20 protein-coding genes, 1 tRNA gene and 2 pseudogenes are annotated in these 25,396 nt (G+C 47.3%); 14 read left to right on the top strand and 9 right to left on the bottom strand.

Going from position 1 to position 25,396, the window contains the following annotated elements; genetic code table 11:
* The first annotated feature begins 108 nt into the window (after positions 1–108).
* Both ACV7NC_RS06990 and ACV7NC_RS06985 read left to right on the top strand, forming a co-directional pair.
* Positions 109–303, top strand: a complete 195-nt coding sequence (locus ACV7NC_RS06990) for a helix-turn-helix transcriptional regulator (RefSeq protein WP_458154794.1) — start codon at positions 109–111, stop codon at positions 301–303.
* A 9-nt stretch (positions 304–312) separates the two neighbouring features.
* The gene (locus ACV7NC_RS06985) at positions 313–2,010 is read left to right on the top strand and encodes a replication endonuclease (protein ID WP_458154793.1); all 1,698 of its coding nucleotides are present in this window, start codon (positions 313–315) and stop codon (positions 2,008–2,010) included.
* Between the two features lie 31 nt (positions 2,011–2,041).
* On the opposite strand, the pseudogene ACV7NC_RS06980 reads toward ACV7NC_RS06985, so the two are convergent.
* A pseudogene (locus tag ACV7NC_RS06980) lies at positions 2,042–2,470 on the bottom strand (efflux RND transporter permease subunit); the annotation flags it as partial.
* A 53-nt stretch (positions 2,471–2,523) separates the two neighbouring features.
* Here ACV7NC_RS06980 and ACV7NC_RS06975 point away from each other — a divergent pair.
* Positions 2,524–3,561, top strand: coding sequence for an IS630 family transposase (locus ACV7NC_RS06975; RefSeq protein WP_458151853.1), 1,038 nt, complete (start codon positions 2,524–2,526; stop codon positions 3,559–3,561).
* A gap of 10 nt (positions 3,562–3,571) precedes the next feature.
* Here ACV7NC_RS06975 and ACV7NC_RS06970 read toward each other — a convergent pair whose 3' ends face one another.
* On the bottom strand, positions 3,572–3,943 hold the full coding sequence (locus tag ACV7NC_RS06970; RefSeq protein ID WP_458154792.1) for an efflux RND transporter permease subunit: 372 nt from the start codon (positions 3,941–3,943) through the stop codon (positions 3,572–3,574).
* 124 nt (positions 3,944–4,067) lie between these two features.
* Here ACV7NC_RS06970 and ACV7NC_RS06965 point away from each other — a divergent pair, with 124 nt between their 5' ends.
* Positions 4,068–5,111 carry an IS481 family transposase gene (locus ACV7NC_RS06965; protein WP_458152119.1) on the top strand — a complete coding sequence of 348 codons (1,044 nt, stop codon included), beginning with the start codon at positions 4,068–4,070 and terminating at the stop codon, positions 5,109–5,111.
* A gap of 58 nt (positions 5,112–5,169) precedes the next feature.
* Here ACV7NC_RS06965 and ACV7NC_RS06960 read toward each other — a convergent pair whose 3' ends face one another.
* Complete coding sequence (locus tag ACV7NC_RS06960; RefSeq protein ID WP_458154791.1) at positions 5,170–7,500, bottom strand: efflux RND transporter permease subunit; 2,331 nt, start codon at positions 7,498–7,500, stop codon at positions 5,170–5,172.
* Complete coding sequence (locus ACV7NC_RS06955) at positions 7,497–8,570, bottom strand: efflux RND transporter periplasmic adaptor subunit (protein WP_458154790.1); 1,074 nt, start codon at positions 8,568–8,570, stop codon at positions 7,497–7,499. The genes ACV7NC_RS06960 and ACV7NC_RS06955 overlap by 4 nt, the downstream gene beginning before the upstream one ends.
* Positions 8,571–8,755: 185 nt before the next feature.
* Here ACV7NC_RS06955 and ACV7NC_RS06950 point away from each other — a divergent pair, with 185 nt between their 5' ends.
* The 3 genes from ACV7NC_RS06950 to ACV7NC_RS06940 all read left to right on the top strand — a co-directional run bounded on the left by ACV7NC_RS06950 (position 8,756) and on the right by ACV7NC_RS06940 (position 11,553).
* Entirely contained in the window at positions 8,756–9,595 is an 840-nt protein-coding gene (locus ACV7NC_RS06950; protein WP_458154789.1) for a ferritin-like domain-containing protein, read from the top strand.
* Between the two features lie 129 nt (positions 9,596–9,724).
* Positions 9,725–10,327 (top strand): N-acyl amino acid synthase FeeM domain-containing protein, encoded by a 603-nt coding sequence (locus tag ACV7NC_RS06945; protein WP_458154788.1) that lies wholly within the window; start codon positions 9,725–9,727, stop codon positions 10,325–10,327.
* A complete protein-coding gene (locus ACV7NC_RS06940; RefSeq protein WP_458154787.1) occupies positions 10,324–11,553 on the top strand; it encodes a beta-ketoacyl-[acyl-carrier-protein] synthase family protein in 1,230 nt (409 codons plus the stop codon). Before ACV7NC_RS06945 ends, ACV7NC_RS06940 begins: the two co-directional genes overlap by 4 nt.
* A 136-nt stretch (positions 11,554–11,689) precedes the next feature.
* Here the strand turns inward: ACV7NC_RS06940 and ACV7NC_RS06935 are convergent.
* Positions 11,690–11,800: pseudogene (locus ACV7NC_RS06935) on the bottom strand (IS1595 family transposase); the annotation flags it as partial.
* A gap of 219 nt (positions 11,801–12,019) precedes the next feature.
* Positions 12,020–12,095, bottom strand: a tRNA-Asn gene (locus ACV7NC_RS06930).
* Between the two features lie 279 nt (positions 12,096–12,374).
* Between ACV7NC_RS06930 and ACV7NC_RS06925 the strand changes: the two genes are divergently transcribed.
* The 3 genes from ACV7NC_RS06925 to ACV7NC_RS06915 all read left to right on the top strand — a co-directional run bounded on the left by ACV7NC_RS06925 (position 12,375) and on the right by ACV7NC_RS06915 (position 16,571).
* Positions 12,375–13,592, top strand: coding sequence for a pyridoxal-phosphate-dependent aminotransferase family protein (locus tag ACV7NC_RS06925; protein WP_458154785.1), 1,218 nt, complete (start codon positions 12,375–12,377; stop codon positions 13,590–13,592).
* Positions 13,593–13,708: 116 nt separating this feature from the next.
* Entirely contained in the window at positions 13,709–14,701 is a 993-nt protein-coding gene (locus ACV7NC_RS06920; protein WP_458154784.1) for an MraY family glycosyltransferase, read from the top strand.
* Position 14,702: 1 nt separating this feature from the next.
* Positions 14,703–16,571 carry a polysaccharide biosynthesis protein gene (locus ACV7NC_RS06915; protein ID WP_458154783.1) on the top strand — a complete coding sequence of 623 codons (1,869 nt, stop codon included), beginning with the start codon at positions 14,703–14,705 and terminating at the stop codon, positions 16,569–16,571.
* Positions 16,572–16,855: 284 nt separating this feature from the next.
* Here ACV7NC_RS06915 and ACV7NC_RS06910 read toward each other — a convergent pair whose 3' ends face one another.
* Positions 16,856–18,475, bottom strand: a complete 1,620-nt coding sequence (locus ACV7NC_RS06910) for an ABC transporter transmembrane domain-containing protein (protein WP_458154782.1) — start codon at positions 18,473–18,475, stop codon at positions 16,856–16,858.
* Positions 18,476–18,684: 209 nt separating this feature from the next.
* Here ACV7NC_RS06910 and rfbA point away from each other — a divergent pair, with 209 nt between their 5' ends.
* From rfbA to ACV7NC_RS06890, 4 genes are read left to right on the top strand one after another with little or no spacing between them, the layout of a single operon-like run.
* Entirely contained in the window at positions 18,685–19,569 is an 885-nt protein-coding gene (rfbA, locus tag ACV7NC_RS06905; RefSeq protein ID WP_458154781.1) for a glucose-1-phosphate thymidylyltransferase RfbA, read from the top strand.
* 30 nt (positions 19,570–19,599) lie between these two features.
* Positions 19,600–20,145 carry a dTDP-4-dehydrorhamnose 3,5-epimerase gene (gene rfbC / locus ACV7NC_RS06900; protein ID WP_458154780.1) on the top strand — a complete coding sequence of 182 codons (546 nt, stop codon included), beginning with the start codon at positions 19,600–19,602 and terminating at the stop codon, positions 20,143–20,145.
* A gap of 11 nt (positions 20,146–20,156) precedes the next feature.
* Positions 20,157–21,506, top strand: a complete 1,350-nt coding sequence (gene radA / locus ACV7NC_RS06895; RefSeq protein WP_458154779.1) for a DNA repair protein RadA — start codon at positions 20,157–20,159, stop codon at positions 21,504–21,506.
* Between the two features lie 28 nt (positions 21,507–21,534).
* Entirely contained in the window at positions 21,535–22,329 is a 795-nt protein-coding gene (locus ACV7NC_RS06890; protein ID WP_458154778.1) for an alkaline phytoceramidase, read from the top strand.
* Positions 22,330–22,385: 56 nt separating this feature from the next.
* Here ACV7NC_RS06890 and ACV7NC_RS06885 read toward each other — a convergent pair whose 3' ends face one another.
* Together ACV7NC_RS06885 and tyrS are read right to left on the bottom strand one after the other, a co-directional pair.
* Positions 22,386–23,783, bottom strand: a complete 1,398-nt coding sequence (locus tag ACV7NC_RS06885; protein WP_458154776.1) for a DEAD/DEAH box helicase — start codon at positions 23,781–23,783, stop codon at positions 22,386–22,388.
* Between the two features lie 259 nt (positions 23,784–24,042).
* Positions 24,043–25,245: a tyrosine--tRNA ligase gene (gene tyrS / locus ACV7NC_RS06880; protein ID WP_458154775.1), complete on the bottom strand. Its 1,203-nt coding sequence runs from the start codon at positions 25,243–25,245 to the stop codon at positions 24,043–24,045.
* Positions 25,246–25,396: the final 151 nt, after the last annotated feature.

Raw genomic sequence — 25,396 nt, 5'->3', positions numbered from 1 at the left:
AAAAACCTTCTTAAAAAAATAGATACCTATCTACTTTTTTAGCATCTTTTATTGGTTCCTTACTTGCCGCAAAGTGCTTCCAAGTTTAACTAACTTTCGGAGGCAATCATGCAAAACTCTTTACTCACTACTAAACAAGCCGCGCAAATCTTAGGCGTCAGTGTCGCATTCCTGGAACGAGACCGCTGGGCAGGAGCGCGGGTGCCGTTCATCAAAGTAGGCAGCCGGGCAGTTCGCTATCGCCATAGCGATCTGCTCGCCTATATTGAATCGTGCACGCATTATTCAACCAGCCAGTACTGAGGTGTGTGTATGCACACGTCAGTACATGATAGCCAGGAACTACTACTCAGTCTCGGTGAACGCATCGCCGAAGGCATATTAAGTTTACTCGATGAACCCGACAGTAACGACAAACGCTGGCGCGCGCCGATATTCCGGCAATTGCCGAAGCGATTCGCCGGAATCGTTGCTGATGACTACAAAGAGACGTATATCTTCGACGGCAGACAGCAAGCTAACCTTGGCTTGCTGGAGGCTTACGGGGAAATTAGTAGAAATGGCATTCCCCTCAATGCCAGCGATGGCGATCTGAGAGATTTAGCGAGAAACATCGTCAAGGAAATGCAGCAAATCAACCGCATTTACCAAGATCTGGAATACGCTGTTTCGAGTATGCTGAAACGAGCGAAAAAATACGAGATCAGTTTGCCGTCACGGGATAATCCGAATATCTCAACTCGTGGTATCTATACCCGCCTAACCGATGAAATCTGGTGGTTACAGCAATTACGCAAAGTTCATGCGCAAAAACTGGAGCAAGACGCCATTCGTCTGGGGTTGGTGCATCAACGCGCCAGCCGCTATGTCAGCGATGAAACCCTCAGTCGGCGCAGGGATCAGAAAAAACGCGTTCGTCGTATCCTCGATGGTTTATTGGCAACCAACGAACTTGGCCAGTGCTATACGCTGAGCGAATTGGCAGAACTAGGCATGGCCAATCCCCGCATCCGGCGCAGCGAGTTGATGGTGCGCATTTTTGGTTTTGAATTCATCGCCAAAGAACTGGGTCACGTCGGTGAATTCTATACCATCACCTGCCCTTCCCGCATGCATGCAAGACTATCCGGCAGCGGCGAGCACAATCTCAAATACGACGGCACAACGCCCAAGCAAGCGCAAAAGTATCTGAATAAAATCTGGTCACGAATCCGCGCAAAACTCAAACGCGACAATTTTCCTGTGTACGGTTTCCGTATTGCCGAGCCGCAACACGACGGCACACCGCATTGGCACTTATTGCTATTCATGCCGTCCGAACAAACTGAGAAAGTCAGAGAAATCATGCGGCATTATGCCTTGCAAACCGATGGCGATGAACCCGGCGCACAGCAACACCGCTTCAAAGCAATTCCTATCGATAAAAGTAAAGGCTCGGCAGTAGGCTACATCGCCAAATACATTTCAAAAAACATCGACGGCCACGGCCTTGAACAAGATATCGACGGCAGCCCGATACAGGAAGCAGCAGAACGGGTAGAAGCTTGGGCATCGACTTGGGGTATTCGGCAATTCCAACAGATCGGCGGCGCACCGGTTAGCATTTGGCGGGAACTCCGAAGAATCCACGATGCACCCGAAGGTATTCTGCAACAAGCGCAGGAAGCCGCTGATCAGGGTCACTGGTGGCAATTCATTCAGTTGATGGGCGGCGTCACAGCCAACCGCAAAGACAACCCGATCAAATTGATGAAAATCGACTCAAAAGAACGAGGCAAGTACGGTGATCCGATAGGCAAGAAAATCTACGGTGTTGAAACCGACACAATCCAACTACCAACACGATTGCATCAATGGCAGATTCAAAAAATTACAGTCGATATAGAATCAATTGAGCGGCAAGCCGCAAAGCGCCCGAGTGGGAGCGGCAGCGACCACGAGGCCGCATTTGCGGCGCAGCCGCCTTGGAGTTCTGTTAATAACTGTACGAATTGTGATGTGCCCTATTGACAGCCCAAAAAGCAACTGAGTAATAAATCACTCAAACTTTAAACCATGCAGCATACATTGCAGGCAAGAGTATTAAAGTCAGTAAGGTTGCAATGGTTAATCCGCCCATGACCGCAATAGCCATTGGCCCAAAGAAAGTACTTTGAGAAAGTGGCACCATAGCTAATGCTGTGGCTGCAGATGTAAGTACTATAGGACGAAAGCGTCGAACGGTTGATTCAATAATTGCAACACGACAAGATCTCCCAGCTTTCCTATCCTGATCAATCTGATCGATTAATATTACTGAGTTTCTCATTATCATTCCAGACAATGCAATTGTTCCTAGCATTGCAACAAAACCAAGCGGTTGATTAAATAACAGTAGAAAAAGGGCTACGCCAATTAAACCTAATGGTGCTGTTAATATAACTAACAATACACGTGAAAAGCTTTGTAACTGAATCATTAATATAGTTATTGACTCGGCACAATAATACTTGAAATTTATGAATCGCCCCCCATCTTGTTGAAATGGAAAAAGACGACGCAAGATATTCGACGCTGGAGCAACTGCATGAACGGCGCAAGCAAGTGGTGCGGTTGCATCGCAAGGGCTACGGCGTGATGCAAATTGTTGAGCTCAGTGGGCTTTCGTATCCGACAGTTCGGTTTGCGATAGATCGGTATGAAGAAGGCGGATTTTCCGCCCTGAAGCCAGGGATGCGAGGCAAGCGTGCTGGTCAAGGGCGGGCACTGACAGAGGAACAGGAACAAGCCATCCGCAAGATCATTTGTGACAAGCGCCCGGAGCAACTGAAGATGGAATTTGCGCTGTGGAATCGGGCGGCGGTCATGCAACTGATAGAGAGGGAGTACAGCATCAAGCTGTCGGTGCGCGGCGTAGGCAACTATCTGTCACGTTGGGGTTTCACTCCCCAGAAGCCGATCAAGAAGGCCTATGAGCAGCGGCCTGAAGCCGTACAAGCCTGGCTCAACGAGCAATACCCGGAAATTGAGAAGCGCGCCAAGGCGGAAGGCGGCGAGATTCACTGGGGCGATGAAACTGCCTTGGTCAATACCGATGTGCGCGGTCGTTGCTATGCTCCGGCAGGCAAGACGCCAGTCACCTACGCGACTGGTGGTGCGCGACAGAAGCTATCGATGATTGCCGCAGTGACGAATCAGGGCAAAACACGCTGGATGATCATCGACGAGGCCTTCAACGCCGACAGGCTGATCGAATTCCTCGAAGCGCTGATCAAGGATGCCGGGAAGAAGGTATTCTTGATTCTCGACAATCTGCGGGTTCATCACAGCAAACAGGTCAAGGCATGGGTCGCTGAACGACAAGACAAAATCGAGCTGTTCTACCTGCCCAGCTATAGCCCGGAACTGAATCCGGAGGAACGCCTCAATGCCGACCTCAAGCATGCCATCGGGACGAAAGTGCCGGTGCGCACCAAGGCCAAACTCAAACTCGCTGCCACCGAACACATGGTTAAACTTGAACAATCACCCGAACGGGTCAAAAGCTTCTTTCAAGATCCGAGGGTCAAATATGCCGCTTGAAACTTCAAACTTAATCTGGCCGGATCAATAGTACGCTAAATATTAATAATGGTATCCCTGCTGCAATTGATTGGCTGCCTTTAATTGATTCTTCTGCCGCGCCCCCAGCTTCAATCCAATATCCCATTGGAAGGTTACGTTTGAGATCAATAAGCTGTTTTTCGATTTGATTTGATACTGTAGGTGCCTGGATTTTTCCATAGACATTTGCTCTTACCGTAATTGTAGGTACTCGATTTCGCCGCAAAATGACACCTTCCTCAAAATCATAAGCTAGGCTAGCAATTTGCGATAACGGAACACTTTGTCCAGTTGGATTTGGAATCATCAGGTTCTCAAGATATGATATATGCTTCCTTTCATTCTCAGTACCCCGTATCATTACATCAATTGTAGTAATTCAGACTTGATCTGACAGCAGGGTCTTGCCAAGAGGTGGGATTACCCGGTTTGATAGAGGTGCGAAACTTTATCAACCAAACGCGAAAGCGAAAAGGAGTAATCCCATGAGTAGTGTTCAACAGAAAGTCATCAAACACAAGATTGGTCTGCTTAATTTGGCAGCCGAACTTGGCAATGTATCCCGCGCCTGTAAGGTGATGGGTTTTTCCCGCGATACTTTCTATCGCTATCAAGCAGCGGTAGAAGCAGGGGGCGTTGAAGCGCTGATCGATGCGAATCGACGCAAGCCCAACATCAAGAACCGTGTAGAAGAAGCGACGGAGGTGGCGGTCACTGCTTTCGCCCTGGAGCAACCGGCTTTTGGTCAAGTCCGAGTTTCCAATGAACTGCGCAAACGCGGAATCTTTGTTTCTCCGTCTGGTGTTCGTTCGGTGTGGCTGCGCCAGAATCTGGAGTCGTTCAAAAAGCGTTTGTCGGCTTTGGAAAAGCATGTCGCCGAGACCGGAACGGTGCTGACTGAGGCGCAGGTGCAGGCGCTAGAGAAAAAACAGGACGATGATGTGGCCCATGGTGAGATCGAGACCGCTCATCCTGGCTATCTCGGTAGCCAGGACACGTTTTATGTCGGCACCCTCAAGGGTGTGGGGCGGATATACCAGCAAACCTTCGTCGACACCTATTCCAAATGGGCGGCCGCCAAGTTGTATACCACCAAGACACCAATCACAGCGGCTGATTTGCTCAATGACCGGGTACTGCCGTTCTTCGCTGAGCAAGGTATGGGCGTCATCCGCATCCTGACCGACCGTGGCACCGAATATTGCGGCAGACCGGAGAGTCACGATTACCAGCTCTATCTGGCACTGAGCGAGATTGAGCATACCAAAACGAAAGCCAATCATCCTCAGACCAACGGTATTTGCGAGCGTTTCCACAAAACCATCTTGCAGGAATTCTACCAAGTGGCATTCCGGCGCAAGATCTACCACTCGATCGAGGAGTTACAACACGATCTGGATGAATGGATGGCGTATTACAACAGTTCGCGTACTCACCAAGGAAAGATGTGCTGCGGACGCACGCCAATGCAAACTTTAATTGACGCAAAGGAGGTATGGAACGATAAAATCACCGCATTGAATAACTGAATTTGATCTAACAGGCACATCGTCAAATCGGGGGGGCTGTCAGATCAGGTCGCGATTACTACACATCAATCTGCTCAACTCCTTCACGAAATTCAGTAACATATAAACCTTGTAGCGCTCCATTGACAATATTCGCTATGTCATTGGAACTAATTCCTAATAAACGCGCTTTGGATTGATTGATGTTGATCCGAATTACCTTAGTAAGCTCATCCCAATCAAGTTGCACATTGGAAAGATTCTGGTTATTACGCATAATATCCGCCACTTGGTGGGAAATTTCGCGTATCTGATTATGTTCATGGCCAGATACACGAAATTGCACCGGGAAACCAACAGGCGGCCCGTTTTCAAGCCTTAGAACACTTGCACGTAAGCTAATAAAATCTTCCTCAAATAATTTAATTAGTTGACCACGTAACTCTTCCCGTTGCTGAATATTGGGCGTTAGGATTACTATTTCTGCAAAACTGCGTCTCGGTAATTGTTGAACAATAGGCAAGTAAAATCGCGGACTACCATTACCAATGTATGCCACATAATTTTCAATATTTTGTTGCTTACTAAGCCAATCTTCTAACTTTCTGACTTCATTATCTGTTGCTGCATAAGAGGAGCCTTCAGCCAAATACAAATTAACCAATAGCTCTGGGCGGGTAGAATCAGGGAAGAATTGCTTCTCAATCAATCCGAAACTAAATAAAGAGACAGTAAATAATATAATCGTCGTAATAATTACTACCCACCGGAAAGTCACGCACGCAATAACTACTCTGCGGAAGAATCGGTAAAAAGGTGTGTAATAAATAATTTGATCTTTTTGTATATTCAATCGTTTTTTGAATTTTGGCAGAATATCTGTCAATCTATTTTTCTTGTATTCTGCTTGATTATTTTTGCCACCATAATCAGGTAGCAAGTGGTTGCCCAAATAAGGCACAAAAACAACCGCTACAATCCATGAAACCAATAATGCAATCACAATCACTTGAAACATCGAATAAGTATATTCACCGGTGGATGAAGCAGCAGTTGCGATAGGCAAAAAGCCTGCTGCAGTGACAAGTGTGCCGCTTAGCATGGGCATTGCAGTGGATGTAAAAGCATAGGCTGCTGCGCGAGCACGCTCCCAACCTTCTTCCATTTTAGAAGCCATCATTTCTGCTGCGATAATCGCATCATCAACTAATAATCCCAATGCCAGAATTAACGCACCAAGAGAAACTTTTTGTAGTCCCACGTTCAATAGATACATAAACCAGAAAGTGATCGCAAGCACAATTGGTATGGCGATAGCTACCACAATTCCTGTTCGAAACCCTAACGACATTAGGCTAACCAGTAACACGATTACTATTGCTTCAGCTAAAGATCTGATAAATTCTTGGATGGATTGTTGAACGGCCCTGTGTTGCGAAGAAATGGCATGTAATTCTAGTCCTACTGGAAGTTGTTTTTGTATGTTGACAATCGCCAAATCAAGATTATTACCTAGTTTGACGATATCCCCTTTGTTTTGCATTGCTACACCAATTAGTAGCGTATTTTCACCTTTGTAGCGTATTGGGTTATTTGGAGGATCTTCAAAGCCGCGGTTGACGTTAGCCAAGTCCCCCAGGCGGAACTCGCGATTGTTTGCGTACAAGCGAATATCACGAATTTGCTCTACCTGATCATAACGACCAGAAATAGCAATACGAATTCGTTCTTCTGAAGACTCAAAAAACCCCCCACTGGTTATCAGATTCTGCCCTACCAGTGTCTTAAGAAAAATTTCTTTATCAATACCTAAGGTTGCTAATTTTGCATTAGAAAAGTTTATATAAATCCTCTGCTTCTGCTCCCCAAAGAAATCGACTTTAGCAACATCTGTTATACGCAATAATACGCCACGCACAGCCTCAGCTTGACGTTTAAGTTCAGCAAAATCATACCCATCGCCTGTCAAGGCATATAAATTGCCATAAACATCGCCAAACTCATCATTAAAAAAAGGGCCTTCAACACCATGAGGCAATGTGTGTTTGATATCCTCAATTTTTTTTCGAGCTTGATACCAAACGGTAGGGATTTCAGAAGGAGGAGTGTAATCTTTAGCAACAACGTAAATTACAGATTCACCAGGCCGTGAGAAACTTCGCAAATTATCTAGCCATGGAACTTCTTGCAATTTTTTTTCCAGTTTGTCGGTTACTTGTTGTTCTATTTCATGAGCACTAGCGCCTGGCCAATGGGTGCGCACAATCATAATCTTGAAAGTAAAAGGGGGATCTTCCGATTGTCCAAGCTTGCCATACGATAGAACACCAATCAGCGTAAGCATGATCATGGCGTAGAGCATCAGTGAGGGATGTTGTATCGCCCAAGTTGAAAGATTAAATTTTCTCACGGTAAATTCTTAATTAAGGCTGGTCTTACAACTTGACCTGGTATTAGTTTTTGCACACCCGCCACAACGACCCAATCTCCCTCCTCCAAGCCTTCCCTAATTGTTACACCATCTTCTCTAAAAGTATCGATAACTACTTCTCTAGGATTTACTTGGCCACTTTGTTGATCAACTATCCACACTACATTTGTATTGTTATATTGAGTAGCTGCGGGTGATGGCAATAAAAATTTACTGTCTTCTTGTTGATTGCCTAACCTAACTTCTGCAGTCATCCCGAATTGCACTCGCTTTCCCGGATCAAACAATGTAATTCTAATTTGAAACGTACGAGTGACTTGGTCTGCTACAGGGGATATTTGACGAACTTTACCTTGGTAGACTGTTTGAGGATCAGACCATAAACGAATGTTAGCAATTGAGTCAATTTCAATTTCGCCCATCCTGGACTCAGGTACTACAACAGCAACTTCTTTATGACTAGGAGAGGAAATCCGGGCAACTACATCACCAGGTTCAACAACTTGGCCAGGTTCAGCATGAATTTCAGTAATCACACCGTCACGCTCAGCTATCAGATTTGTATACTTTGACTGATTACTAACCACTGTAGCTTGTGCCTTAAACTGATTCAAACGGGATAAAGCTACTTTGTATCGAGCCTCATAAACTGCTACAGCTTGATCTGAAATGAAGTTACTTTGGAATAGTTTTTTTTGTCGATCAAGCTCAGTGCGTGCCACATCCAAATCGGCTTCAGCAGCACGAACTTGTGCTTGCGCTGCCTGTTTGCTCAATACTGTGTCAACGCTATCCAGTTTTGCTAGTAATTGCCCTTTTTTAACGATTGAACCGACTTCAACCAAACGCTCAGTAATCTTTCCGCCTAGTCGAAAACCTTGAGTGCTTTCATAACGCGAGCGTACCTCTCCAACTAAGATAATAGGTTGTATCGTTGTTTGATTGCCTACAACCATAATCAAAGCCGGGCGTGGCGATTGTGAAGGTTGCGCTGCTTGATCACAAGCAGCAAGTAGCATCATTACTCCCAGGAAAAGAAGCTGTTTCATTTTACGCACATTCTTTGTGTAAGCTATAATTGTCAGAGTTAGGTATATTCCAATCGGATGTGTTCTTTGCGCAGATTTTGTCATAAAATCAGGCCGCAGCATTAGCACAATTAATTTTGTACATCTAAATTAACAAAATCATGATGATTTTGAGAAAAAATATGTCAAGGGCCTCACTATAGACAATGCTTTACTTTGATCTTTTCAAGTCTTTGGAAAAATCACGCTGGAACCTTAATAATGATATAGATTGGGGTAACTTCGATGCTAATCTGCTTTCTAATGAGCAAGCATTCACCATCAAAATGAACGCCATCACTGAGTGGTCTGCCCTTCCTGCAACGGAAATGTTTTTACGTGACAACCTGCATGACGATGACTTCTCTGCCTTCATATCGGTTTGGTTTTACGAGGAGCAAAAGCACTCTCTGGTTTTAATGGAATACTTGCGCCGTTTTCGTCCCGATCTGGCTCCGACAGAGAAAGAATTGCATGCGGTGCGCTTCCAATTCGATCCAGCTCCACCGCTGGAAACTTTAATGCTGCATTTCTGCGGTGAAATGCGCCTGACCCAATGGTATCAACACGCGTCGAAATGGCACACCGAACCTGTAATCAAACAAATTTACGAATTCTTATCGCGCGACGAGGCGCGTCACGCAAGCGCCTATCTCCAATATATGAAACGTGCTATTAAACATAATGATGCGGAAGCCAAATTGGCCTTCGCAAAAATTGGTGTACTAATGTTTAGTAAAAGAAACACCAAGGCAATGCATCCAACAAATTTACACGTGAATAAGAATTTGTTTCCCAATGACACTGTGCAAAGTAAGCTACCGAATCCAAATTGGCTGGATCATTGGTTAGACAATCAAATTATGTTCGATAAGGAGTGTGAAGAACGTGTGGTGCGCACCATATTGCGCAATCTGTCGAACTTGTTTGGTACCAATATCGAAACTGGCTCGCAACTCCGCCGCTATCGTAAGGAATTGCAGAAAATATCTGGCATCGCCGCATAACAGGTTAGCAATATCCAATGATTCTGAAAGCAAAATCCCCCTTGGAATACTCGTCGATCACATTGTGTCAATGTGATTCCCTATTTTTTTACAGTGAGGACATTGGGTAAATACACTGGAGCATAAAACATGAATGAAGAGATTGAGTACGGAGTGGCAGAAACTGAGGCAGATCGAAGAGAGTATATCCGAATCCGTAAATCGGCCTATGCTGCTAAACGTGGTTCACCTGATGCTAGCACCTGCGCAGCTGATAAGGATGGGATTATCATTATCGCTCGCAAAAATGGATTAATATTTGGTGGTGCACGCTTAGTGCTAGCCTCTCGGTGTGCATCTTTGCCAATTGACAAAGCTTTACCTGACTATCGACATCACTTGCCCAAAGGATTTATCGTAGGATCTGATTGTGCGGATTATGGAGGAGTGGCGCTGCAACCTGGAACACGTAGGCCGGGTATCACGCTTGGGCTTTTCCTTTACACGGAAAAAGTTGCTCGCTCTCATTTAGTACGGCATGTTCTGTGCGCCTCCGAGCAAGCACGTGCAAGATTATATTTAAGGGCCTATCACCATTCCTATGGCGGTGTTCAGAATCCACCGACAACTTATCAAGAGGTCTGTGACTTGATGCCTCCTGAAGACTCTCCATGGAGAGTTTGGGGTTTAATGAGACTAAGTATCGTTAGTTTTCATTATTCAGAAGCTCAAGATACTGATTCCACCTCATGAATAAGCCTGTTGTCATTACCGGGATTGGGGCTGTGAGTCCTCTCGGTATCGGGGTGCACTCGACTTGGATTGCTGCTTTGGCTGGGCGGTCAGGGCTTGGGCCGCTCACTCAATCTGTGCTTCCGAACATACCTTGCATTCCAGTCTGTGAGGTGAAGAATTTTGATCCTGCGAAGGTGATGTCAAAGAAAGAGGTAAAGCAGCAGGATCGTTACCAACACTTAGCGCTAGCTGCAGCTGCGGAGGCAATGGAGTCTTCCAGTTTAATGATCACTGAAGCTAATGCTGACAGGGTGGGTGTGATTATCTCGGCATGCAGTGGAGGCTATCAGACCTTTGAAGAAGAACTCCTTACCGTACAGGTGAAAGGACAGCGCGCATGCAGTCCTCGGGCAATTTCGAAGATTATGCCAAACGGAGCTTCCGCTCTGGTAAGCATGAAGTATGGCATCACGGGGCCAAGTGCGGCAGTGTGCAGCGCATGTGCATCATCCGCAGATGCGATTGGCTATGGCCTTATGTTGCTGCGTGCCGGGATATGTGATGTAGTATTGGTCGGCGGTGCAGAGGCTTCGCTACACTCCGTTTCCATCGCTTCCTTCGGGCGCATGGGATTGCTGAGTAGTCGTAGTTCTGCTACACCTTCACCCTTCTGCCGCCAGCGGGATGGGTTAGTGATTGGCGAAGGTGCAGCAGTATTGGTGCTGGAAACTCTGGCGCATGCTCAATCTCGCGATGCATGCATACTCGCGGAACTTGCAGGTTACAGCGCGACGAGCGATGCCCATCACATCACCAGTCCCTCAGAAAGTGGTAAGGGCGCGGCCCAAGCAATAAAAACTGCCTTAAAAGATGCCCAGATCAATGCTGATCAAGTAAATTATGTGAATGCTCACGGCACAGGAACCAAGATGAATGATGCTATGGAAACAAATGCACTCAAGCTTGCTCTTGGGAACCATGCTTTCCAAACACCGGTCAGTTCCACTAAGAGCATGACAGGCCATATGATGGGTGCCACCAGTGCATTGGAATTGATCTTTGCCGTGATGGCGATTCGCGACTCCGTTATTCCGCCCACCATTAATTACCTAGAGCATGATCCAGAATGTGATCTGGACTATGTGCCCAACACTGCACGTGAAATGCCCGTGAATGTTGCCATTAGCAATGCCTTTGGATTTGGGGGGCACAACAGCGTTCTCGTGGTTAAAGCTTTTTGCTAACTGAGACTTTTGATCTTTAAATTTAATAATTTCATCCCTACATTCCATCATATTTTACTGCCAGACCCACGGTAGCTAAATCACTGCCAAAATGTTATTCATTGCTGTGATTATCACGACAGGAGGTTATTTTTGGCTATGTAGCAATTAGCTGTTGAAATTGTCTTGTTTTTTCAAGTGAGATTAGGAAACAGAGGATTGGTGTAATGTGTTGACCAAGACGGTCAATCATTCTGTGCCATCCCAGATCTTACCTACTACTGCTCTTTATTCTCTGGTTTCGAGAAATAAAGACTGCACTGTTTTTGGTGATCTTGAATATCTAAACTATACTTTGTAATAGAATGAACGCTACGAAGTGTTATAAATTACATTTGACTGGTATTTGAATTGTCTGATCAGCCTACTATAGGTCTACTAATATTTATCGTCAGTTTCTTTTTGTTATGTAACTTATTATTTATTTTGGCTCCCCGACCTGGGCTCGAACCAGGGACCTGCGGATTAACAGTCCGTCGCTCTACCGACTGAGCTATCGGGGAATTGGTGAGTTGCGCATGTTAACGTTTTGAAGCCTTCCGGTCAACCATTGCCGCGATATGACTGGGATTGTTTTTCGGTGGATTACGGGGCGATGATTGATAGCACAACGCTTTTCAGAATAATTATCAACGCTTCAGGGTGTTATGAGAAGTCCTTAACTTATCCATAAGGATAATTTATTGAGTGCTCCCCGGATTATAGTAAACTCACGCTTCAATTGTTAGAATTCAACTTTTTACAAAATTTATCAAACTAAAATTACTCACTTAGGATTGTTCATGAATACCGAAGATTTTCGCCCTGAAAAGAAAGCCACTGTTTTTTATCCTCCGCAACGCGTGTTGATGGGACCAGGACCGTCGGATACCCATCCGCGCGTGTTGAACGCTATGGCGCGCCCGACCTTGGGTCACTTGGATCCTGTTTTTACCGAGATGATGGAAGAGATTAAGGGATTGATGCGCTATGCCTTCCAAACCAAAAACCGCATGACTTTCCCGGTATCTGGCCCGGGTTCGGTGGGGATGGAAATGTGCTTCGTCAATACTATCGAACCTGGCGATAAAGTGATCGTTTGCCGCAACGGTGTGTTTGGCGGCCGTATGATCGAGAACGTTGAACGTCATGGCGGTGTGGCCGTGGTGGTGGACGATAAATGGGGCGAACCGGTCGATCCGCAGAAAGTCGAAGATGCCTTGAAGAAAAATCCGGATGCCAAGATTGTGGCGTTTGTTCACGCGGAAACCTCGACTGGTGCGCAATCCGACGCTAAAACCCTGTGCGAAATTGCACGCAAATATAATTGCCTGACGATCGTTGATACCGTGACTTCGCTGGGTGGCACGCCGATCAAGGTTGACGAGTGGGGTATCGATGCGATTTATTCCGGCAGCCAGAAGTGTTTGTCTTGTCCACCGGGATTGTCGCCGGTGAGCTTTTCCGAGCGCGTGACCGAATTGGTTAAAAATCGCAAAACCAAAGTGCATAGCTGGTTCATGGATATCAGCCTGTTGCTGAATTACTGGGGTTCGGCGGCCCGTACTTATCATCATACCGCGCCGACCAATGCCTTGTATGGTTTGCATGAATCGTTGCTGATGTTGTACGAAGAAGGGCTTGAGCATTCTTGGGCGCGTCATCGTTATAACTACGAAGCATTGAAAGCCGGTTTTGCGACCTTGGGGATGAGTTATGTCGTCAAGGAAGAATACCGCTTGCCGCAACTAAATTCGGTTTATGTGCCTGCCGGCGTGGATGAAAAAGAAGTGCGCCGCCGTTTATTGGAGGATTACAACCTTGAAATCGGTGCGGGTCTGGGCGATTTTGCCGGAAAAGTATGGCGTTTTGGTTTGATGGGTACATCCTGCCGCGTCGAAAATGTCATTTTCTGTCTGAATGCGCTGGAAACCATTCTCTCGGATATGGGCATGAAAGTCGAACGTGGCGCTGCAGCAGCGGCTGCGCATAAGACTTATGCGGCGAAACCGATGTTCTAGGATGCTACTGGATTAGTTGCAATCCCTATTTGTTTTCTGATACCACTTTCCCGTCGGCAGCGATGGGAAAGTGGTTTGTGTTTTTAACTGACTCATAACGGATAAATCCGCACACTATGGTTTTGGATTTTCCTTTTTCGATGGTCGGAGCGCCTTTATTGGCGTTTTTTTTATCTTATTTTTCCATTTTCTGGCTGATTAAAAGAAAAGCGAACTGGGTGCTGGATCAGCCGAATGCGCGTTCGCTGCATACAGTTCCGGTTCCCCGGATCGGCGGCGCCGGATTGTTATTGGGTGCGATGACCGCATGGCTTTGTTTTTCTGCAAGCTTGCCATCCACTGTTTTGCTGGGCTTGGCATTGCTGATGGTCATATCATTGATTGACGACATCTGGCATGCGCCAGTATGGTGCCGGTTGCTGATTCATGCGATTGTGGCTGTTTGGTTTGCAATCTCACTTTTATTGGGCGCTTATGACTGGTTAACGGTGTTGTGTGTGATAATCGCAACAATCTGGATGTCGAATCTTTATAATTTCATGGATGGTTCGGATGGATTAGCAGGCGGGATGACGGTAATCGGGTTCGGTTATTATGGTTTGATCGCTTTTCTGGCAGGCGATCACAATTTCGCAATAATTAATTTCTCGATTGCCGCCGCTGCAATGGCTTTTTTGTTGCATAATTTTCATCCGGCGCGGATTTTTATGGGCGATGCCGGTTCGGTTCCGCTGGGGTTTCTGGCCGCAGTGTTCGGAATATTGGGATGGTTGAGCCAGCTATGGACGATCTGGGTGCCCTTATTGATTTTTTCCCCTTTCATTGCGGATGCAACAGTGACGCTGACAAAACGGCTATTGCAAGGAAAAAAAATTTGGCAAGCGCACCGCGAGCATTATTATCAGCGTTTGGTGCAAAGCGGCTTCGGTCATCGCAATACCGCACTGGCAGCTTATGCGTTGATGCTGATTGCTGGCATCAGTGCGATATGGATCAATGAACAAGACATGGCAGTACAACAATGGGTGATGCTGATGTGGGGAGGTATTTATTTGGCAGCAATGATGTTTGCCGATCGGAGTCTCAAACCGTTTTCTGACCGGGGATAATATGTTCGTCGGCCGATACGGAATTCGCACTTTTATCGCTTTTACGCATGATTTTATTGCGATCGCTGCAGCTTGGTGGCTCGCTTATTTATTGCGCTTTAACTTCCAAATCCCAACCTCTTCGGTACTTTTTTTGTTAGAAACTATTCCCTGGGTCGTGCTGATTCAAGGTGGTTTCTTTTTGTGGCTGGGACTGTACCGTGGGCTCTGGCGTTATGCCAGTCTGCCGGATTTGAAAAGAATTTTTATTGCGGTGATGGCCGGTTCTACGGCCGTGATCTTGTTGTTAGGGTTATTCGGTTCGCTGGCGAAAGTTCCGGGGGCAGTCATTGTTCTCGCGCCCCTGTTGTTGATGTTCATCATGGGCGGTAGCCGCTTAATCTATCGTGCCTGGAAAGAGCGCCGCTTATACGGTTTGGAAAGCCCTGAAGCTAAGCTGGTGTTAATCATCGGGGCAGGCAGCACGGCGGTTAATTTAGTAAAAGCATTAACCGGCAGCCGGGAATGGCATGTCGTTGGCATGCTGGATGATGATCCGAGAAAATATGGCACCCGTTTGCAGGGTATCCGGGTGCTGGGAAAGATTGATGAATTACCGCATTGGATACATAAACTTAATGTTGAACATGTGATTATCGCGACACCATCGGTTTCCCGCCGGATTCACCGGCAGGCTTTGGAGATCTGCTCCGAGCTAGGAGTTAAGGCGATGACGGTGCCATCGTATGCCGATTTGATCAGCGGGAAAGCAACGGTATCCAATATTCGCGAAATCCAATTGGATGATTTGTTAGGTCGGGCGCCAGTGGTTCTGGATGATGAAGGGCTGCACGGCTTGCTGACAGAAAAGGTGGTTCTGGTAACCGGCGCGGGAGGATCCATTGGTTCTGAACTATGCCGCCAACTGGCGACATTTGCGCCAGACCGGATTGTGTTTCTTGAACTCAACGAATATGCGTTGTACGGCATTCAGGAAGAATTTACTGCGCGTTACCCGGAAATGAAGATGTCGTTTGTGATCGGCGATATCAAAGATCGGGCGCGGATGATGCAATTATTCGAACAATATCGTCCGACAGTGGTGTTTCACGCCGCTGCGTATAAACACGTGCCGTTGATGGAACAAGGAAATGCTTGCCAGGCTTTGCTCAATAATGTGTTGGGCACTTATGTGCTGGCGCAGGTGGCGATCCGCTTTGGTGTCGAAAAATTTGTTTTGGTATCCACCGACAAAGCTGTGAACCCGGTCAGTGTCATGGGGGCCACCAAGCGTCTGGCAGAGATGGTGTGTCAGGCGTTGCAGCAATCGATTGCGACAAATCAGACGCATCGTACCTGTTTTGTAATGGTACGTTTTGGCAATGTGTTGGGAAGTACCGGTAGCGTCATCCCTAAATTCCAGGAGCAAATTGCCAAGGGCGGGCCGATTACCATTACGCATCCGGAGATGACACGCTATTTCATGTCGATTCCTGAGGCCGCGCAACTGGTTTTACAAGCAGGGCTGATGGGAGGCACCAAAGGCGGCGGAGAGATTTTTGTGATGGATATGGGCGATCCGGTCAGAATCGTGGATCTGGCGAATGACCTGATCCATTTATCCGGATTGGCGGAAGGCGATATCCGTATAGTTTATACCGGTTTGCGACCCGGTGAAAAACTGCATGAGGAACTGCTGGCTGCCAATGAAAATACTTACCCGACACTCCATCAAAAACTGCGCATTGCCCAAGCGCGGCAGGTGGATGCGCAATGGCTGGCAGATTTAATTGCATGGCTGAATAAAATTACCGTGCTTGATGATCAAGCGGTTCGCGATCAACTGATCAATTGGGTGCCGGAATATAGTCATAAGGAGATCGAATCTTAGGGAAGCGCTGATTAATTGACTGCACGAGCGAATTGCTTCGTTGCGCGGTACTCACTCCCTTGCCTATCAGATTGATATGTCGCGGTTGTTGCGTTCCGTGCGCCTCGCCCTTCATCACGTTCGTTGAATTAATCAGCGCTTCCTTAGGAAAACGCTGATTAAATTGGCGATACGAGCGAGTCACTTCATCGCGTGCTACTTGCTTCTTCGTCTATCTTGTTATTAGGTCATGGTTGCCGCATCCCATCCACCGAATTAATCAGCGTCAGAGTAACAGCGCAGTACTACGATTGATAACTATCCATAGTTCTCAAATTTTTAGTAATACTTCCATTTTCCAAAACGATGATCCGGTCAATTTTCTTGAGTTGTTGCGGAAATTGTTGCGTGAAGATCAGTGTCGTGCGATTCTCCATCAGTCTTTCCAGGACGGAAAGGGATTTTCCGCTATCGTGATCGGTTATTGCAAATATCTCATCCAGGATCAAAATCGGGGCGTTTTTGACGAATGCCCGGGCGATGGCAAGTTGCAGCAACTGCTGCCGGGTTAATTCACTTCCTTGTAAATCCATTTGAGTTTGCAATCCAGCGGGCAAGTGACGGATGAATTCCATCGCGCCAGAAGCTTGGGCTGCAGCGGTAATGAGTGCTTCGTTGCTGCAGTGCTTCATACCATACGCGATATTACCGGCGATTTTATCGTCCAATAAATAAGCTTCCGTGGATACCAAAGCAATATTGGCATACAGGTTATCGAGCTTAATTTGTTCCACCGGATGGTCATCCAGCCAAATGTTACCGCTGACTGGCTGCTGCAAGCGGAGAATCAGATCAATCAATGCAGTTTTTTCGCTAGCGGAGTAGCCTTTGAAAACAACCGTTTCCCCTGGCTTAATGGCGAAATTGATATGACTCAGGATGGGTTTTGATTCGGCTTCGTCATCGTAGCATACGCGTTCAAATGACAATTTCCCGTGGAACTGCGGAATGTTCAAAATACCGGTATCAGTTTCAAGCGGCTGATCCAGAAATGCAAAAATGGCTTCTAAGGGTTTTTGATGATATTCCAGTTGTCTGGGTATCTTTAAAATGCGTTGGGCGGGTGATATCAGTAGCAGTGTGGCGCAAACAAGCGCACCAATTTCCGCTAAATTCATCGTGGCGTTAATGGCCTGAAACGCTACGGCGTAGCCTGCAGCGATGATAATCAGTGCTGCGATTGCTTGCGAGAACGCAGTGGCCATGGCGCTCAGTTTTGTCCGCTGCGTTTCATCGAGTTGAATTTTTGTGGAAATCTTTCCCAGACGCTCGCATTCCTGCTTTAAACCGCCATCCAGCCGGATTGTTCTATGATGCTCAAAAGCTTGATACAAATGCTGTAATAAACCTTCAATGGCCGATGAATTTTTCTGATTGGATTGACCGGGATAAGCAGCTAACCGGCAAATCAATGCGAGTAGCGGTGCAATCATTAGCAGCAGAATCGTAAATTCCTGATTCAGATACAACGTGCATACAATCAATCCAAAAATTATCAGGCAATCTTGGAGTGATTGCGCAAAGTGGTGAATTACGTTTGTGGATACTTGATGAATATGAGCAATCAACTGATTGATCTGATTGTTCTTGAAAAACTGCAAACACCGGTTGACGGGCAGTGCGAGCAACTTGTCGATAACACCCATGCGCAAATCATCTGCTAGGACACTGTTGATTTTCCCGATTGAAGAAAGTTTAAAGTAAACAGCCGCGGTGTGAATCGCGAACAGCCCAATTACGATCAGAGTCGTCGATTGCAATGCTGTGGGGTTTCTTGTGATAAAAATACTGTCGAGCAATTGCTGGATCAGAAGCGGAAACGCCGCGATCGTGACAGCTATGAGCAACATCGAACCAGCTGCCATCAAATATAGTTTCCGATACGGCGTGAGTCTGGAGAATAAGCGGGGATAAAATTGCATGCGGCTCATGTTTATCATTTTACATTATCAAGCTGCCGATATCGCAGTGCGTGATCGTCGGGCGCGCGGTATAGATATAGTACAATCGCTATTGTTTATCGTGAATTGATCCGGCTTTATCCGGTTTTCTATTAAGGAGTCATTCTATATCCATGCTTCCACGACGAAAAGGCATTATCCTTGCGGGCGGTTCTGGCACCCGGCTTTATCCGGTAACGCAGACAATATCGAAACAATTGCTGCCGGTATTTGACAAGCCGATGATTTATTACCCGCTCAGCACATTGATGCTGGCGGGAATTCAGGAAATTCTGGTGATTTCAACGCCGCGCGATATCGGCAGTTTTCAAGAATTATTACTAGACGGCAATCAGTGGGGATTGAATATATCTTACGCGGAACAGCCTTCCCCCGATGGCCTGGCGCAGGCTTTTTTAATCGGCGAATCGTTTATCGGTAACGATCTTTCGGCATTGGTCCTAGGTGATAATATTTTTTATGGGCACGATTTTCAGCAGTTATTGTTCAATGCCATGAAACGCACCACAGGAGCCAGTGTTTTTGCTTACCATGTGCACGATCCGAAGCGTTATGGCGTCGTTGAATTCGATTCCACGGGCAGGGTGATGAGTCTGGAGGAAAAACCCGCGCAGCCGAAATCTAATTTTGCAGTCACCGGTTTATATTTTTATGACAGCAATGTTGTCGCTTATGCCAAGCAACTGAAACCGTCGGCGCGCAACGAACTGGAAATTACCGACTTGAACCGGATTTACCTGGAACATGCAACGCTCAATGTGGAAATCATGAGGCGTGGATATGCCTGGCTGGATACCGGTACGCATGAATCGCTGCTGGATGCGAGTCAGTTTGTCGCCACGATCGAACACCGGCAAGGTTTGAAGATATCCTGTCCTGAAGAAGTCGCGTACTTTCAAGGATGGATTGATGCTCAACAGCTCGAGCGGCTGGCATTACCGTTAGCAAAAAACGGCTATGGGCAATATTTGCTGCAAGTGTTGAAACGTGGTTTTTAATTGCATTTTGAGTGTTAGAGGCTATCAGGTATGAAATCAAGTCGTTTGGCAATTCCCGATATCATTATGCTGGAACCCCGTGTATTCAGCGACAACCGCGGTTATTTTTTTGAGAGCTTCAATCAGCGGGAATTTGAAGCCATAGCCGGAGAACCGGTCAGTTTCGTGCAAAGCAATCATTCGCAGTCGGTACGGCATGTGTTGCGCGGTTTGCATTACCAAATCAAGCATGCGCAAGGAAAAATGGTGCGTGTGGTCGTAGGAGAAGTGTTTGATGTTGCGGTCGATTTGCGCCGATCGTCACCAACCTTTGGGCAGTGGGTCGGCGATGTATTGAGCGCCGCCAACAAAAAACAATTATGGATACCGCCCGGTTTTGCGCATGGATTTGCGGTGTTGTCTGAAACCGCTGAGTTATTGTATAAAACCACCGATTATTGGTCGCCGGAACATGAGCGCTGCATTGCCTGGAATGATCCGGATTTAGCGATCGACTGGCCGCTGAGCGCAGCACCCGTTCTCTCGGCTAAGGATGCGCAAGGTGTCCGATTCAATGAGGCGGAAGTCTACGATTAGCAACCATCGCTATGGCCAAGCAGAAAACCATTTATTCCTGCACTGAATGCGGCGGCCAAACCCTGAAATGGCAAGGCCAGTGCCCGCATTGCCAGGCATGGAATACTTTGGTTGAAACGATCGCGGAAAAAACGGTATCGCGTTTCAGTCCGGTATCTGAATCCGGGGAAGTGCAGAATTTGAGCATGATCGAGGCGCGGGAAGAACCGCGCTATCCCACGGGGATCGAGGAACTGGATCGGGTGCTGGGCGGCGGCATGGTGCGGGGCGGGGTAGTGCTGCTGGGCGGTGATCCTGGCATCGGCAAATCGACTTTGTTGCTGCAAGCATTATCGTACATGTCGACACAGCATGCCGTTTTGTATGTCAGCGGTGAAGAATCGGCGCAGCAGGTGGCTTTGCGTGCCAAGCGCCTGGCGTTGGATGTGCATTCCGTAGATTTGTATGCGGAAATTCAGCTGGAGAAAATTCAAGCGGTGCTGGCAAAGCGTAAGCCGACCGTTGCCGTGATCGATTCGATTCAAACGGTTTATTCGGAAGTTTTACAATCCGCGCCGGGTTCGGTCGCGCAAGTACGCGAATGTGCAGCGCAGTTGACGCGCCTGGCCAAGTCAAGCGGTACCTGTATTATTCTGGTCGGTCATGTCACCAAGGAAGGCGCATTGGCGGGGCCGCGCGTGCTGGAGCACATGGTCGACACCGTATTGTATTTCGAAGGCGACATGCATTCCTCTTTCCGCATGATTCGTGCGTTCAAGAATCGCTTCGGTGCAGTCAATGAATTGGGCGTGTTTGCAATGAGCGAGAAAGGGCTGCGCGAAGTCAAAAATCCATCGGCTTTGTTTTTGTCGCATCACGATGCGCAAGTGCCTGGATCGTGCATCATGGTTACACAAGAGGGGACGCGTCCGCTGCTGGTGGAAATCCAGGCGCTGGTTGACGAAGCGCGTTCACCGAATCCGCGCCGGTTATGTGTCGGCCTGGAACAGAACCGGCTGGCGATGTTGTTGGCGGTGTTGCACCGTCACGCCGGTATCCCATGTTACGATCAAGATGTATTCATCAACGCCGTGGGCGGTGTCAAAATCACCGAACCCGGCGCCGACCTGGCCATTCTGCTGGCCGTTGTTTCGTCATTGAAAAATAAACCATTGGCGGAAAAAATGATTGTCATCGGTGAAGTCGGTTTGGCAGGCGAAATCCGCCCGGTGCAACGCGGACAGGAACGGCTGAAAGAAGCTGCCAAACTGGGTTTCAAACAAGCTATCATTCCACTGGCTAACAAGCCCAAGCAAACCATTGACGGCATGACTATTATTCCGGTGGCGCGACTCAAAGACGCGGTTATGCACATGCATTGATAAAGACCGAAAAAATCGGTGCGGATGAATGAAAACCTATCATCACCTTTGGTTGCTGACAGGGATAACGATTCTGGTCGCTATCGCAGCCATCGTCTTGCCGCCGGTCGCGCAGCCGGCGGAGTATCATTTTTTTGCTGATCAGCGCCATTTTCTCGGTATCCCGAATTTTAACGATGTGGTATCCAATCTGGCGTTTTTGGTGAGTGGCGGCGCCGGTTTGCTGTTTCTATGGCGAATTCATCGGAATTCAACGCAATCGGTGTTCCAAGATCGCCGGGAAAGCTGGCCGTACTGGGTGCTGTTTTTCAGTGTCGCTTCAGTTGCATTTGGATCGATTTATTATCATTGGACACCGGACATCGATCATTTACTGTGGGACCGGTTACCCATCGTCATAGCGATTGCTGCGCTGCTGGCGGCTACACTGGTCGACCGCGTGGATATAACCGCCGGTTTGGCAGCTTTACCGTTGCTTGTTACGCTGGCGATTTTAAGTGTGCTGTATTGGTATTGGACCGAAACACAAGGCGCCGGCAATCTGAATTTTTACCTTGTGATGCAGTTTTATCCGATCCTGCTGATGGTATGGATCAGCCTGTGCTTCCCATCGCGTTACAGCCATGGCAATACGGTATTTCAAGTGATCGCGCTTTACGCTATCGCAAAGCTGTTTGAGATACTCGATGCGCAAATCTTTGCTTGGACAAGCGGCTGGGTCAGCGGCCATACGCTCAAGCATTTGGTTGCCGCGTATGCGGCATACTGGATCGTGCGGATGTTGCGGGAGAGAGTGTTGGACGCCAGTAAGAAAAGCCTATAGTACCGGAGTTAAGCGTTGCTTTACTCTTTTTTGGAGCAAAGCAACTTTAGAAGTGATTACTTAGTGCGCGCAAACTGATAACCGGCTTTATTGCCATTATTACTCCGGAAAGCGCCGCCACGATTGCTGTTTCCGAATGCGCGGTTGTCATCGAAAGATCTGCCGCGCTGGCTGTTGCGGTTTCTTCCTGGTTCATGGGTTTGCGCCGCCGTGCCTAATCCGGGGCGATTGTCGTGACCAGCAAAAGGTGCTCGTTTGCGTTTTTGCGTCACACTCGGTGCGCTCTTGGGGTTGTTATTATGAAAGCGGGGCTTTATGCGCGGCTCCAAACCGGGGATGATGTGCGAGGTAATGCGTTGACCGGTATAGCGTTCGATTCTGGACAAGTGGAGGCTGTCTTTGGTCGAGGCGAATGAAACGGCCGTTCCTGTTGCACCAGCGCGGCCGGTACGGCCAATGCGGTGCACATAATCCTCAGCGAATTTGGGTAGATCAAAATTGATAACATGCGTGATGTCGGCAACGTCGATGCCGCGGGCGGCTACATCGGTTGCTACCAGTACGCGCAAACCGCCGTTGCGTAACCGGGTGAGCGTACGATTACGTTCGCGTTGATTCATATCGCCATGCAAAGCAGCAGCGGCAAAGCCTTGTGCATGCAGGTTATCCGCCAGAGTGTCGGCATCCCGTTTGGTGGCGGTAAATACGATCGCTTGCTTTAACGATTCGTCACGCAATACATGATCAAGCAGACGATTTTTGTGGGACATATCGTCGGCGTAATGCAATCGTTGTTCGATATTGTCTAGCTTGGATTTGGGTGATGCGACTTGTATGCACTTGGGTGTTTTCAACAGTTTCGCAGCGACTTTGTCGATGGCGCTGTCGAGCGTGGCGGAGAACAGTAACGTTTGGCGTGTATCCGGTGTTGCGGCTGCGATAGTTTCGACATCTTCGATAAAACCCATGTCCAGCATCCGATCGGCTTCGTCCAATACCATCATCTGTAAGCGTTTGAAATCGATACGGCCACGTTGTATATGATCAATCAGACGCCCCGGTGTGGCAACCAGAATTTCAACCGGTTGCGATAATAACCGGTTTTGCAACGGATATGGCATGCCTCCGAGAATACTGACGACATTGATGCGTTTCAAGTATTTGCCGTATTTTTTGGCGGCGTCGGAGACTTGTAGTGCCAGCTCACGTGTCGGTGTCAAGACCAATACGCGCGGGCCGTGGCTGCGGACGGGCGAAGGTGTTGCCAGCATGTGTAACGCGGGCAGCATGAAGGCTGCTGTTTTACCGGTGCCTGTTTGGGCAGAAGCCATGACATCATGGCCGGTGATTAATTCAGGGATGGCTTGTTGCTGTATCGGGGTTGGGGTGGTGTATCCAGCTTCCTGGATTGCTTTGAGTATTGCAGGATGTAAGTTTAAATCTTCAAAAGACACGTTGATTTCCTAAAAAAGACAATGAAACGCACGTACCTAGTCACGGTACTGTGAGCAATAGGGAGCGTACCCTTGTCAGCGCATTAATAAAGCATCGCCGCTAACCAAGGTGATATACAATTTCCGGGAAACAAAATTGAAGAGAGGTCAGGAACGATGAAACCAGACAAAGTTGATTAGTTTTTACATTCTCTCTAACCAACTTTGGCCGCGAAGTATACTTGAATATGAGATATCATGCAACGAAGAACGAAGCAATTTATTGAATCGCTACTTTAGCAAATTTTCGTTTGCCGACTTGGATGACAACCGTAATTCCTTTTTTTAATTTCATGGATTTATCATCCACCTTTTCTCCGTCCAGTTTCACTGCGCCTTGATCGATCATGCGCAATGCTTCGCTGGTACTGGCGGTTAATCCGCTTTGTTTCAACACTTGTATCAGCGGAATTTCTGCATCGGATGCTTGAATCGTAGTTACAGGGATTTCGTCGGGTATCGCACCGTGTTTGAAGCGTGCTTCAAAATCCGCCAGCGCTTCTTCGGCATCGCGCTGGCTATGGAATCGCGCCACAATTTCTTGCGCGAACCTGACTTTGATGTCTCGGGGATTGCGGCCAGATTCGACTTCTTCGCGCCATTTCTGAATGGTTTGCAGTGATTCGAAAGACAGCAATTCCAGATAGCGCCACATTAATTGATCGGATATCGACATCAGTTTTCCGAAAATATCTTTCGGGTTTTCGGTAATTCCGACGTAATTGTTAAGCGATTTGGACATCTTGTTGACGCCATCCAGTCCTTCCAGCAATGGCATCGTGAGAATACATTGCTGGGGTTGCCCGAAATGTTTTTGTAGTTCCCGTCCCATCAGCAAGTTGAATTTTTGATCGGTTCCCCCCAATTCAAGGTCGGCTTTGAGCGCAACGGAGTCATATCCCTGGATAAGCGGATAAAGAAATTCATGAATGGCAATGGCTTGGTTGCTGCGATAACGCTTATCGAAATCGTCACGCTCCAGCATGCGAGCCACTGTGTGCGTTGCCGCTAATTTGATTAAATCCGCGGCATTAAGCTTGTCCATCCAGGTGGAATTGAATACTACTTCGGTTTGCTCCGGTCTTAAGATTTTAAAAACTTGTGCGGTGTACGACTTGGCATTTTCCGCGACTTGTTCCCTGCTGAGGGGCGGGCGTGTAGCGTTCTTGCCGCTGGGGTCGCCAATCATGCCGGTGAAATCACCGATCAGGAACAGTATATGGTGTCCCATCTCTTGTAACTGGCGTAATTTGTTGATTAATACCGTATGTCCTAAGTGCAAATCCGGTGCTGTCGGATCAAATCCGGCTTTAACGCGTAACGAATGCCCGGAAATAAGCTTACTTTCCAGCTCTGTTTCAACTAATAGTTCGTGACTGCCACGCTTTATAATGCCAAGATCAGATATTATTGATTTTTTCACGATAATATTAACTTAATGATTTATATTGACAATCTGATAATGTGAGTTAAGTTTTTAGTACTTTTATAGTAGTTTTCTAGTACAAATTTACTATTTTCATGTTAGACTCGCGCCTGTTTGCAAAAATGATACAAACGACTGGAGGTACTTC

Source organism: Nitrosomonas limosa (genome assembly GCF_054188085.1).
This window is presented reverse-complemented; position numbering and strand designations above follow the sequence as displayed.

What these genes read in the sequence shown, in the direction of transcription:
- ACV7NC_RS06990 (WP_458154794.1), top strand. Translation starts at nt 109, where the DNA reads ATGCAAAACTCTTTACTCACTACTAAACAAGCCGCGCAAATCTTAGGC.
- ACV7NC_RS06985 (WP_458154793.1), top strand. Translation starts at nt 313, where the DNA reads ATGCACACGTCAGTACATGATAGCCAGGAACTACTACTCAGTCTCGGT.
- ACV7NC_RS06975 (WP_458151853.1), top strand. Translation starts at nt 2,524, where the DNA reads ATGGAAAAAGACGACGCAAGATATTCGACGCTGGAGCAACTGCATGAA.
- ACV7NC_RS06970 (WP_458154792.1), bottom strand. Translation starts at nt 3,943, where the DNA reads ATGATACGGGGTACTGAGAATGAAAGGAAGCATATATCATATCTTGAG.
- ACV7NC_RS06965 (WP_458152119.1), top strand. Translation starts at nt 4,068, where the DNA reads ATGAGTAGTGTTCAACAGAAAGTCATCAAACACAAGATTGGTCTGCTT.
- ACV7NC_RS06955 (WP_458154790.1), bottom strand. Translation starts at nt 8,570, where the DNA reads ATGAAACAGCTTCTTTTCCTGGGAGTAATGATGCTACTTGCTGCTTGT.
- ACV7NC_RS06950 (WP_458154789.1), top strand. Translation starts at nt 8,756, where the DNA reads ATGCTTTACTTTGATCTTTTCAAGTCTTTGGAAAAATCACGCTGGAAC.
- ACV7NC_RS06945 (WP_458154788.1), top strand. Translation starts at nt 9,725, where the DNA reads ATGAATGAAGAGATTGAGTACGGAGTGGCAGAAACTGAGGCAGATCGA.
- ACV7NC_RS06940 (WP_458154787.1), top strand. Translation starts at nt 10,324, where the DNA reads ATGAATAAGCCTGTTGTCATTACCGGGATTGGGGCTGTGAGTCCTCTC.
- ACV7NC_RS06925 (WP_458154785.1), top strand. Translation starts at nt 12,375, where the DNA reads ATGAATACCGAAGATTTTCGCCCTGAAAAGAAAGCCACTGTTTTTTAT.
- ACV7NC_RS06920 (WP_458154784.1), top strand. Translation starts at nt 13,709, where the DNA reads ATGGTTTTGGATTTTCCTTTTTCGATGGTCGGAGCGCCTTTATTGGCG.
- ACV7NC_RS06915 (WP_458154783.1), top strand. Translation starts at nt 14,703, where the DNA reads ATGTTCGTCGGCCGATACGGAATTCGCACTTTTATCGCTTTTACGCAT.
- ACV7NC_RS06910 (WP_458154782.1), bottom strand. Translation starts at nt 18,475, where the DNA reads ATGGCAGCTGGTTCGATGTTGCTCATAGCTGTCACGATCGCGGCGTTT.
- rfbA (WP_458154781.1), top strand. Translation starts at nt 18,685, where the DNA reads ATGCTTCCACGACGAAAAGGCATTATCCTTGCGGGCGGTTCTGGCACC.
- rfbC (WP_458154780.1), top strand. Translation starts at nt 19,600, where the DNA reads ATGAAATCAAGTCGTTTGGCAATTCCCGATATCATTATGCTGGAACCC.
- radA (WP_458154779.1), top strand. Translation starts at nt 20,157, where the DNA reads ATGGCCAAGCAGAAAACCATTTATTCCTGCACTGAATGCGGCGGCCAA.
- ACV7NC_RS06890 (WP_458154778.1), top strand. Translation starts at nt 21,535, where the DNA reads ATGAAAACCTATCATCACCTTTGGTTGCTGACAGGGATAACGATTCTG.